This is a genomic window from Clostridioides sp. ZZV15-6383, assembly GCF_020657735.1.
GTDB classification, from domain to species: domain Bacteria; phylum Bacillota; class Clostridia; order Peptostreptococcales; family Peptostreptococcaceae; genus Clostridioides; species Clostridioides difficile_D.
Map to the genome: position 1 here is coordinate 1 of NZ_JAGWCV010000076.1, position 11953 is coordinate 11953.

At 28.7% G+C, this 11953-nt stretch carries 10 protein-coding genes and 1 pseudogene; 3 read left to right on the forward strand and 8 right to left on the reverse strand.

Annotated elements, in window-relative coordinates; all coding sequences use genetic code 11:
- The 3 genes and pseudogenes from KGF42_RS20580 to KGF42_RS20585 all read left to right on the forward strand — a co-directional run.
- Positions 1-93: zinc ribbon domain-containing protein (locus KGF42_RS20580; RefSeq protein ID WP_214442903.1), on the forward strand; the 93-nt coding region annotated here is incomplete at its 5' end.
- Positions 94-225: 132 nt separating this feature from the next.
- A pseudogene (locus KGF42_RS19940) lies at positions 226-375 on the forward strand (cupin domain-containing protein); the annotation flags it as partial.
- A gap of 18 nt (positions 376-393) precedes the next feature.
- Positions 394-990, forward strand: coding sequence for a helix-turn-helix transcriptional regulator (locus KGF42_RS20585; RefSeq protein WP_413927041.1), 597 nt, complete (start codon positions 394-396; stop codon positions 988-990).
- Positions 991-1155: 165 nt separating this feature from the next.
- Here KGF42_RS20585 and KGF42_RS17435 read toward each other — a convergent pair whose 3' ends face one another.
- The 8 genes from KGF42_RS17435 to KGF42_RS17470 all read right to left on the reverse strand — a co-directional run bounded on the left by KGF42_RS17435 (position 1156) and on the right by KGF42_RS17470 (position 11714).
- A complete protein-coding gene (locus tag KGF42_RS17435; RefSeq protein ID WP_227826779.1) occupies positions 1156-3336 on the reverse strand; it encodes a hypothetical protein in 2181 nt (726 codons plus the stop codon).
- A 128-nt stretch (positions 3337-3464) separates the two neighbouring features.
- Positions 3465-4559 (reverse strand): PIN/TRAM domain-containing protein, encoded by a 1095-nt coding sequence (locus KGF42_RS17440; protein ID WP_227822327.1) that lies wholly within the window; start codon positions 4557-4559, stop codon positions 3465-3467.
- Between the two features lie 88 nt (positions 4560-4647).
- Positions 4648-5718, reverse strand: coding sequence for a DNA integrity scanning diadenylate cyclase DisA (gene disA, locus KGF42_RS17445; protein ID WP_003421245.1), 1071 nt, complete (start codon positions 5716-5718; stop codon positions 4648-4650).
- A 2-nt stretch (positions 5719-5720) separates the two neighbouring features.
- The gene (radA, locus tag KGF42_RS17450) at positions 5721-7094 is read right to left on the reverse strand and encodes a DNA repair protein RadA (protein WP_054273021.1); all 1374 of its coding nucleotides are present in this window, start codon (positions 7092-7094) and stop codon (positions 5721-5723) included.
- 179 nt (positions 7095-7273) lie between these two features.
- Positions 7274-9721 (reverse strand): ATP-dependent Clp protease ATP-binding subunit, encoded by a 2448-nt coding sequence (locus KGF42_RS17455; RefSeq protein WP_227826780.1) that lies wholly within the window; start codon positions 9719-9721, stop codon positions 7274-7276.
- Positions 9708-10733, reverse strand: coding sequence for a protein arginine kinase (locus tag KGF42_RS17460; protein ID WP_227822329.1), 1026 nt, complete (start codon positions 10731-10733; stop codon positions 9708-9710). Before KGF42_RS17460 ends, KGF42_RS17455 begins: the two co-directional genes overlap by 14 nt.
- A 15-nt stretch (positions 10734-10748) precedes the next feature.
- Positions 10749-11243: a UvrB/UvrC motif-containing protein gene (locus tag KGF42_RS17465; protein ID WP_054273018.1), complete on the reverse strand. Its 495-nt coding sequence runs from the start codon at positions 11241-11243 to the stop codon at positions 10749-10751.
- Between the two features lie 6 nt (positions 11244-11249).
- Positions 11250-11714, reverse strand: coding sequence for a CtsR family transcriptional regulator (locus KGF42_RS17470; RefSeq protein ID WP_054273017.1), 465 nt, complete (start codon positions 11712-11714; stop codon positions 11250-11252).
- Between the last annotated feature and the right edge of the window lie 239 nt (positions 11715-11953).

Here is an 11953-nt window from a genome sequence, read left to right on the forward strand (position 1 = left end):
CCTAGTTGTAATGAAACTCACGATAGAGATATAAATGCAAGTATAAATATATTAAAAGAAGGATTAAGACTAATAACGATTCAAAATAAATAACTTATGTAAGAACCGTAGGAACTATGGGGATAGCTTGTGGAGAATTAGTAAGACATATTTTAATATGCAAAATTCTGTGAAGCAGGAACCCTGTGACTTTAGTCATGGGAGGTTCAGGATAGTGGTAGTTATGTAGCAAATCATTGGCATAATTCATTAGAAATAATTTATATAACTTCTGGTGATTTACAAATTAACATGGAGGGCTACACTTATAATTTAAAAGCTAATGAGTGTATGTTCATTAATTCTGGAGTTATTCATTCAACTAGATGTACTTATGAGAATACCTCTATACTATTGCAAGTACCATTATCTTTTTTAAATAAATACATTCCTGATTTTAAAAATTGCTATTTTGACTTTAGGGTCAATGTTAATGACAATAACTATAAAAAAAATTCAAATAAAGTTAAACTCATATTAGAAAACATGAGAGAAATCAAACTTAGTTCTCCTCCAGCAGCTAATCTACGTTTTACGAGTTTATTATTTGAACTTTTATTTGAATTATATACAAACTTTAAAATAGCTGTAGGTAATAAAAATATGAAAAAGACAGCACTTGACTTATCAAAATTTGAGCCAGTTTTAGAATATACAAAGATTAATTACAAGACTCCTATTTCTATTAACAAAATTGCTAAGGTAGCACACTTACAACCAGAATATTTTTGTAGAAAATTTAAACAGTATATGGGGCAGACTTACTTAGAATATTTAAATGATGTACGTATTTCTCATATTTATAAAGACTTAATTAACACAAATGATACCTTGTGTAGTATATTAGAAGCCCATGGATTTACTAATACAAAATTATTTTACAGAATTTTTAAGGAAAAATTTAAGTGTACTCCTAAACATATAAGAAAAAAAAATGTATCTAAAATATGAGATTATATGTTATTTATCTTTGTAATTAAAAAAGGAGTTGCTCTTAAAACTTGATTAGAAAAAATCAAATTTGAGACAACCCCTTTTTGTATAATAATTTATTTTTTATAAACTTTCTTCTTAACTTTATTTTATAAAAAGGAAGTTAAATTAATGTGTTAATCTTTATATATCTTTTAATGCTGTCAAATTTATACTTAATATTATCATAGGAACAATTATATAAATAAAAGCTGTTGCTGATGACACTATCCCAGAATCATTTACTAAAAGAGTTACAAAACATCCTACTATTGATGCTATAAATCCTTTAAATATAAGTGGATATTCATCAATCAATTGCTTAAAGTATCTAATCTGATTAATCATAAGAACTAAGATTACCCCTATTCCAGTTAATAGTATATTTACCCATGCACTCGTTTGAGCTAGCTTCAAGTTCATCTCTATCTTTCTACTAAATGTTTGTATTATTTCTCCTGGTCCATTAAAGTAAATTTCTTTTACAAACATACCTAAATGTGAGTTGCTTCCTGAAATCATATCTATAGCTACAAAAACTCCTAGGACAAGTAAAACTGCTATACCTAATAATACAACTTTTTTGAAGTCTATCTTTACATTATATATTAATAATATGAATAGTAAAAATGCAACACATTCAGAAATAGCACTTCCAACATTTGCCCCCATAATTGGAGATGCACTCGTAATTAAAATAACTAAAGAAAAGATTATTACAGACCATTTTGGTACGTTTTTATATGTAAGTAAAATTGCAAATGTAAATATTGCACTACCTATTGCCACACCCTGATACTCATTTCCTACTCCATAATATCTGGCTCCAATTATACAGTCATAACTCATGACATTACTTTTCATTAAATATGAACCAAATCCAGAATCAATAACCAGAATCAATATAGTTAATCCAGTGAAAAATAGCATATTTTTTAAATCATTCTTTATTAAAACTTTACTTATTAAATATATAGTAAGTGTTATTATAATCATTCCTAAAGATATTGCTAATGGTGTTTTGAAATTCATTATTGGAGTTATCATAAATGATAATGGCATTACTATTCCTATTTTCAAAAGCTCCTTTAGTATAAAAAATGTTGTTTCTCTATGATTTTTTGATATATGCTTTCTAAGTAGAATTGCAATCATAGCAACTATCCATGATAAGAAAACTATACTTACAAAACCATTTAGTATTGTAGACCTTATGCTTGAGATAGATACTATCTTTTGATATTCATCCATCAAATATTCTTTATTATCATCTCTGTTAATAAGTTCATATTTTTTTCCAACCATATTTTGATTTTTTATATCAAAGTTTTGTAATATCTCAACTCCAACATCTAGGTTCGTTACAATCCCCTCTCTTCTAGTAGTTGAAGATGACAACAGACCTTTTCCATTCCCATTTAATTTTATTATTGGAGAAAGTCTTCTTTTATTTTTATAATCTAAATCACTTGGAAATGCACTTGATATATAAACAGTGTCATTTTCTCCAACCATAGAAAATAAATTTTTTAAGTATACATCTATATTTTTTTCTATCTTATCTTTCATACTCTCATATGTTTTTTCATTTAAGTTCGGCTTATATAAGTCTAATCTATATGTATCTCCAATCTCTATAAAAACTACATCATTGTTTTTGTAAGATTCTTTAGTTTCTACAATCAGTTTATTATAATCAGTTGATATTCCATAAGGCATAGATAAGTCTTTTTTATTTATATTATCTACATTTCCATTAGGGATTCTTCCATATTCATCCATTGCAGTTAGGCATAAGTTTCTATTTTTAATAAGTTGCCCATTTTCAATTATATCTGAATTTCCCAACACAGATGCTTTTAGACCATTATCAGATAAACTTTGTCCTAATGACCCTAGTACAGAGCCATACTCCCCAAAGTTTAAATTTTCATTTATAGACTTATTTATAGTTAAATTATTTATACCTTTTGCACTTTTTCCTGTTGCCGATTCAAAATTTATATTTTTATCCTTACTTGAGCCTTCAAAATTAATATCTTCTTCATTAGCTACATTAGCTCTTCCACCAGCACCCATACTAGCATATGACCTTCTATCATCACTACCTTTATCGCCTCTTATGTTCATCAGACCGATATATCCTCTATTATCTAGCTCTTCTCTTAATGATTTTATTCTTAACATATTGCTCATACTAGTTCTGTTCATATCTATAAATATTACTTTTCCATGTGTCGGTATGCCATCTGCAAAACTGTATTGACTTGTCGATGTTAACATTATGATAAATGTTGCTAAGAAAGATATAATCTTTTTTCTCATAAATTCTCCCTGCTTTCTGATTTAAATCCTCATCTTTAAGAATACATTAAACATTGTCATTATAAACAAATAAATTTGGACCATCTATTTAAAATAAACAGCCCAAATTATAGGTTTCTTTGAATATATTAATTTTTAGGCTTTGCAAATATCATTCTACCTGCAGGAGTTTGAAGAACAGAAGTAACAAGTACTTTTATAGTCTCATTCATATATTTTCTTCCTCCATCAACTACTATCATAGTTCCATCATCTAGATATGCAACACCTTGTTGAGCCTCTTTTCCTTCTTTAACCACTTGAACAACCATATCTTCTCCTGGTATCGCAACTGGTTTTATAGCATTAGCTAACTCATTTATATTTAATACTTCAACACCTTGGAATTGAGCAACTTTATTTAAGTTATAATCATTTGTAACAACTTTTCCATTTAAAACCTGGGCAAGCTTTAATAATTTGCTATCAACTTCTGCTATATCATCAAAGTCCCTCTCACTTATTTCAACTTCTATATTTAATTCTTTCTGAATTACATTTAATATATCCAGACCTCTTCTACCTCTTACTCTTTTTAAATCATCTGAAGAATCTGCAATATGTCTCAGTTCCTCTAAAACAAAAGCAGGAATAATAAGTTTTCCTTCTATAAAACCTGTTTTACAAATATCAGCTATCCTTCCATCAATTATTACGCTTGTATCTAATACTTTTGGAGGAATGGCTTTTATATCTTTTTTGTTTTCTTTATCCTTATCTTTATCTTTAATAGGATTTGCTAATCTTCCTAATTTTCCAATATTAAATAAATCATTTTTACTTTTAAGCGCAACTTTCATTCCAAGATATCCTAGGAATAAATATAATAGTAAGGATAATATTCCACCTACTATTGGTATTCTATTTACTAATCCACTTAATAAATATGCAATAACAAATCCTACTATAAGACCCATAGACCCTAACAATATATCAGTCTGAGGATATTTTGACAATTCTTTATCCACTATTTTAGCAATTTCTTTTACTTTATTTACAACCCATGGTTCTATAAGATATCCTAAAATGGCTATTATTATACCTGCTACTACAGCTGCGATATAACCATATGTTTCTTTTCCAAATGTTAATATTTCAAAATCTTTCATTAATGTTAAATAGGTCGTTATACCTATTGTAAATCCAAGTAAAATAAACAATATTCTTGTTACTTTCCTTATCAATGCTTCACCCCCTAGTTATACTTATCTATTATAGACCAAAGTGTATATTATATTCAAGAAAAAAGTAGTAAAATTCATTTAAAATTCATCATATGTGTCTATCTAATAATACTAATTGTTTCATTTTTATGAGTCCATTTTTTATATATGTTGCTCTTATTTCGCCTATTCCTTCAACTTCATCTAGTTCTTCAATAGATGCATCTAGAATTTGTTGGAAGTTTTCAAAATAATTTACTAAGTTTTCTATTATTGCTGTTGGTAGTCTATGTATTTTGCTAAGAATTCTATAACCTCTTGTTTTTATAGGCATATCCATACTTTCAGAAAAACCACTATACCCTAATAGTTTTGCCATATTAACTAATTCTATTAGTTCTTCCGAATTTAAATTTTTGACTTTTTTCATAAGTTCTTTTATCTCTGTATTTTCTTTATTATAATCTTTGAATATTAATTTCTGATCTATTCTAGTTGTACCCATTAATTCTTCTAACTGCATACTTACTAAAGTTCCTTCATCACCCAATTCTATCACATATTTTTCAATTATACTTGTAACTCTCATTACCATTTCCATTTTCTGCATGACTAGTGCAACATCATAAATAGTTACCAAATCATTAAACTCCAAAGCATTTAAATTTGTTATAGCTTGGTCTAATACTGTCTTATATTTTTCTAGAGTTTGTATAGCCTGATTTGCCTTAGTAAATATCTTAGATATATCTTCGACTACATACTTCTCATTTCCTCTATAAACTGTTATAACATTTCTTCTTTGTGAAATTCCTATGACTATAGCACCAGTTTGCTTTGCTACTCTTTCTGCTGTTCTATGTCTTGTTCCTGTCTCTGATGTTTCTATAAAATAATCTGGTATAAGCTGTGCATTAGCAAACAGTATTTTTTTTACATCACCACTTAGAACTATAGCTCCATCCATTTTAGCTAATTCATATAGATATGATGGTGAATATTCTGCGTTTATAGCAAATCCACCATCTACTATTTTCATTACATCCTCGTTAGTTGCAATTACAATCAATCCACCTGTCTTAGCTCTTAGTACATTGTTTAAACCTAATCTAAGTGGAGTTCCAGGAGATATCATTTTTAATGCATATAGCATATTTTTATTATCTAGAAAATTCTCCATATTTATTGATTCCTCCCAAGTACTATATTTATAGCTTGTCTTAAGTTATCTACTGGCCATATTTCTATACCCTTGGTGTCTTTTACTACTTCATAATTACTTCTAGGAACTACTATCTTTTTAAAACCAAGTTTTTTACATTCAGCAATTCTCTTTTCTATAAAACTTACTGCTCTAACTTCTCCTGTAAGACCTACTTCTCCTGTAACAGCTATATCTTCATCTATAGGTATATTTCTAAAACTAGATGCTACAGAAATAGCTATGCCCAAGTCAATTGAAGGTTCATTTATCTTTATTCCCCCAACTATATTTATATAGACATCTTGATTTTGTATTTGCAAACCAACACGTTTTTCTAATACTGCTAATAACATACCTACTCTATTATAATCTACCCCTGTAGAGGTTCTTTTTGGTATACCAAAACTTGTAGGTGAAACTAATGCTTGTAATTCAAGTAACATTGGTCTTGTACCTTCTACAGTAGATATTATTACTGAACCCGCCACATCTTTTGGTTTTTCAGATATTAAAATTTTAGATGGATTATCAAGCTCTACTAAACCCAAATCTCTCATTTCAAATACTCCAAGTTCATTAGTTGAGCCAAATCTATTTTTAACAGCTCTTACTAATCTATAAGTATTATATCTTTCTCCTTCAAAATATAGAACAGTATCAACCATATGCTCTAGTAATTTTGGTCCTGCTAGTGAACCTTCTTTTGTCACATGACCAACTATGAATGTTGAAATTCCCATTTTTTTAGAAATTTTCATGAATTTTGAAGTACCTTCTTTAATTTGGCTGACAGTTCCTGGTGCAGAGGATATTTCTGGACTGAAGACAGTTTGAATTGAGTCTAGAATTATTAATTCTGGATTTATACTTTCTAAATAAGATTCAATTATACTTAAATTATTTTCAGCAAATATATATAAATTTTCTGAGTTAATACCTAATCTTTTAGCTCTCATTTTTATTTGAGATTCTGATTCTTCTCCAGTTATATATAGAACAGTTTTTCCTAAGTTAGCAACATTACTAGAAACTTGGATTAAAAGTGTTGACTTCCCTATACCAGGGTCTCCACCAACAAGTACTAAAGAACCTTTAACTATGCCACCCCCAAGCACTCTATCTAATTCATTTATATCTGTTGTAAACCTCTCTTCTTCTTTACTTTCTATTGAATTTATACTAACTGGTTTAGATGAAGATTTATCTATTATAAAGACCTCTTTTTTGGTGCTTTTTTGGTCTACTTCTTCTACAAATGTATTCCATTTTGTACATTCTGGACATTTCCCAAGCCATTTCGCTGTTTCATATCCACAAGATTGACATACATATTTTGTTTTTATTTTTGCCATGCTTTTATCATCCTTAATTTATTATTCTATACTATAATTTTAGCATATATGAAAGACAATATGTAAAGATTAAATAAAATAATTAAGGGCAATGAATTATTATAGATTCATTGCCCTTAAAATTTTGTTTAGATTATAAAACTTGTATCCGCAATATTTTAAAATGCAACTCTATTAAATTATTTAGTTTCAAAAACTATTTTCTCATCTTTGACTTTTGCCACTACATTACTTCCCTTTTCCACATCGCCTTTTAAGATTGCTTCAGATAATTCATCTTCTAACTCTTTTTGTAAAGCTCTTTTAAGAGGTCTTGCCCCATATTCTAAATCAAATCCAGATTTAGAAATTAATTTTACAGCTTCGTCACTCATTTCTAGTTTTATATTCATTTCTTTTAATCTATCTTGTAGTTTCGCTGTCATTAAAAGTATTATTTTTGATATGTGATTTTCATTTAATGAATGGAAAACAATTATATCATCTATTCTGTTCAAAAACTCAGGTCTGAATCTTTGTTTTAATTCACCCATTATATTTTCTTTCATTTTTTCATATTGAGATTTTTCTTCTTCATCTCCTTTAGCTATACTAAATCCTAAAGTTTTTTGTCTACCAATTGTAGATGCACCAACGTTTGATGTCATTATTACAATAGTATTCTTAAAATCTACAGTTCTTCCTTTTGAATCAGTTAATCTACCATCGTCTAGAATTTGTAACAGAATATTAAATACATCTGGATGAGCTTTTTCTATCTCATCAAATAAGATAACTGAATATGGATTTCTTCTTACTTTTTCAGTTAATTGACCACCTTCATCGTGACCTACATAACCTGGAGGTGAACCTATCATTCTTGACACAGCATGCTTTTCCATATATTCAGACATATCTATTCTAATTATTTGATTTTCATCTCCAAATTGTACTTCTGCCAATGCCTTAGATAGTTCTGTTTTACCTACTCCTGTAGGACCTAAAAATAAAAATGAACCAATTGGTCTGTTAGGATCTTTAAGACCTGCCCTTGACCTTCTAATTGCCTTTGAGATAGATTTTACTGCTTGTTCTTGACCTATGACTCTATTGTGCAGTATTTCCTCAAGTCTTAAAAGTCTATCAGCTTCTTCCTCAAGAATTTTATTAACAGGTATTCCTGTCCATAATCCTACTACTTCAGCAATAACTTCTCCATCAACTAGGTCTGAATGCTTAGATGACTTATTCCATCTTTCTCTAACATCTTCTAATTGTTTTTTAAGCAGACCTTGTTCATCTCTTATTTTTGCTGCCTTCTCAAAGTCTTGACATCTTACTGCTTCTTCTTTTTCTTTATCTATATTTTCTATCTCTAATTCTAATTTTTTTATTTCTGAAGGAGGTGTATTTTCTTTTAATCTTACTTTTGATGCAGCCTCATCAATCAAGTCTATAGCTTTATCTGGTAAATACCTATCTGATATATATCTAGTTGATAATTCTACAGCTGCTTTTATAGCATCATCAGTTATTTTAACTTTATGATGAGCTTCATATTTATCTCTTAACCCTTCTAATATTTTTATTGAGTCTTCTTTAGTTGGTTCATCCACCATAACCGGTTGGAATCTTCTTTCTAGAGCAGAATCTTTTTCAACATGCTTTCTATATTCATCAATTGTGGTTGCCCCTATAACTTGTATCTCGCCTCTTGCTAAGGCTGGTTTCAATATATTTGATGCATCTATAGAACCTTCTCCTGTAGACCCAGCTCCTATTATTGTATGCATCTCATCTATAAATAAAATTATGTTTCCGTTTTTAACAACTTCATCTACAACTTCTTTAATTCTTTCTTCAAATTCGCCTCTATACTTAGCCCCAGCTAATAATGAACCCATCTCTAAAGAGTATAAAGTTTTATTTTTTAATGTTTCTGGAACGTTTCCCAAAGCTATATTTGTTGCCAGCCCTTCAGCTATGGCTGTTTTACCTACTCCTGGGTCTCCTATCAACACTGGATTGTTTTTAGTTCTTCTACTTAATATTTGTATTACTCTTTGTATTTCTTTTTCTCTACCTATTACAGGGTCTATTTTATTCTGTTTTGCATATAGTGTAAGATTTCTTCCATACTTATCAAGCACTTTAGATTCTGCTTGATTCTGGTTGCCCGTGTAACTATTTTCTGCTTTGTATTGATTTTTATCACTAATACCCATCATATCAATTGTTAATTGGGCTAGAGTCCTATCATTTACTCCAGCATAATTTAAAATCTTATTAGCTATTCCTTCTCCTTCTTGAATTATTGCTAATAATATATGCTCAGTCCCAATATAATTTGTTTTTAATTTATTTGCAAACATACCTGATAACTCAAGTATTTGTTTACTTCTTGGGCTTAATACTATGTCTTCTGGGATTTCTTCTCCTTTACCTTCCATATCAATTATTTTGCCTTCTAAATACGCCTCTGTAAATCCAACTTTACTTAGAACTTTAGCAGCTATACCCTCTTCTTCTCTTAAAAGACCTAAAAGTATATGTTCACTTCCAACAATATTGTGCCCTAAGCTTTTAGCTGATTCAAACGCTAAATCAACTGCCTTCTTAGCTCTTTGTGTAAATCTATTGAAGTTCACAATTCATCCCTCCTCTTAATTTCTCCAAAGTTTCTCTAATGTATGTTGCTCTATTTATATCTCTATACTCAACATCATCACTCTTATACATTATTGACTGATGTGCTGGTTGTATACCTGTCATAAGTTGTTCTATAGCCTTTAAATCTAGTTTATCTATATAGTTCATTTCTATTCCCATTTTTATATTTGATAGATGACTCATTGCCTCTGCACTACTTATTACTCTTGAATTTTCAAGTGTTCCTATTGACCTAAATATTTTATCTTCTAATTTCATACCTAATTTTTTTTTCAATATTTCTCTAGCTTTTATTTCTTTTGAGATTGCATCTTTTGTAAGACCGCTTACATTTTCTATAATATTAGACTCCGTTCTTCCAAGTGTAAGTTGATTAGATATTTGATATATATTTCCTAACGCTTCTGTTCGTTCTCCATATATTCCTCTTATTGCTATACCTATTTGTGATGAAATTTTATAAAGTTCATCCATATAACCTAATTGACTTAATGCTGGTAAATGCATCATCACAGAAGCTCTCATTCCTGTCCCTGTATTAGTTGGACAAGATGTTAAGTAACCTAACTTTGTGCTAAATGCATATTCTAAACTCGATTCTAACAAATCATCTATTTCATTTGCTATACTATATGCACATTCTAAATTTAAATCATCACATATAGTTTGTATTCTTATATGGTCTTCTTCATTTATCATTATACTTACAGTTTTATCTTTTTTCACTATAACTGCACTTTTATCATTTTCCACTAAATCTGGACTTATTATATGTTCTTCAACCATAAGCATTTTTTTAGATTGATCTAAATCTTCAATTTTATAGAAATCAAACTCTTCTTTTTGTTCTAAGCTAGAATTCATAAATGCATTTTTTACTTTTTCTATTATTTCCATAGCACATTCTTTATCTAATCTATTTGGAAAAGGATAATTATTTAAGTTTCTAGCTAGCCTAACTCTTGATTTCATGACTATATTCTCTTTCATAATATCACTCCAATCTTAGTCAATAGAACCTTTTAAATATTTAATTTTATCTCTAAATTGAGCAGCCAACTCATACTCTTCATTTTTTATAGCTCTATCTAAATCTTCTTTTAACTCTTTAATCTCATTTTCTACACTTATCTTATAAAAAGATTTTTTAGGTGCCTTTCCTGTATGTTCTATATGACCATGTATATTTTGAAGCATTGGATTTACTTGACTACTAAATGCATTGTAACATTCACTACATCCAAATCTTCCATTATTCTTAAATTCACTATATGTCATATTACATTTTGGGCAAACTAGCTTTTCTTCAAGTTCTTTTTTGGGCTGGAAGCCCAAATTGGAAAATATATCCATCATTGAAAAAGGCATATCTAAATTAAAATTCATTTCTGTATTCTCTTTTGCACATTCACTACATAGATACATCTCTGTCTTTTCTCCATTGACTATCTTATTATAATATACAGATGCTTTATTCTTATTGCATTTTTGACATAGCATAAATTATCACTCCTCTATACTAAATAACCCTATTATTATATTCTTTAAAATATTAGACCTTACCTTCTCCTTTAATTCATATATTGGCATACATAACGATTTATCATCTATTGCATATAATATTAATTTCAATTCTCTTTCACTAATTAAATCTGACTCTCTTAAACCTTCTAATAACTCTCTTGCTTTCTTATAGGATATTTGACTTCCTATTTTTTCATTTAATAGCTCTCTAATATGCCCATCTTTACTTTTTCGTATTTTTTCTATTTGAACATATCCTCCGCCACCTTTTTTACTTTCAATATAATATCCCTTATCTATTGTAAATCTTGTTGTTAAGACATAATTTATTTGTGATGGTGCACAACTAAACAAGTTTGCTAGTTCATTTCTTTGAATTTGTATGCTATTGTCTTCTTCCATCAAATCTTTAATAAATTTTTCAATTATATCTGTCATAGTTGCCATTAATATCACCACATACCTTTTTATTTTTGACTTTCTTTGACTACTATTTTACACCTATTATTTAAATTTTTAAAGCCCTAAATTTTATAAATTTATATTTTTTGTAACAATTTATACATGAATTTATGTTTTCATTAATTATAAGTTTTTATTTATTATGTTTCTTATAACTAAACATAAAACTTTTTGCTTCATGATTAAATTTCAATATTTTAAATGCTTTATATTTTAAATATACC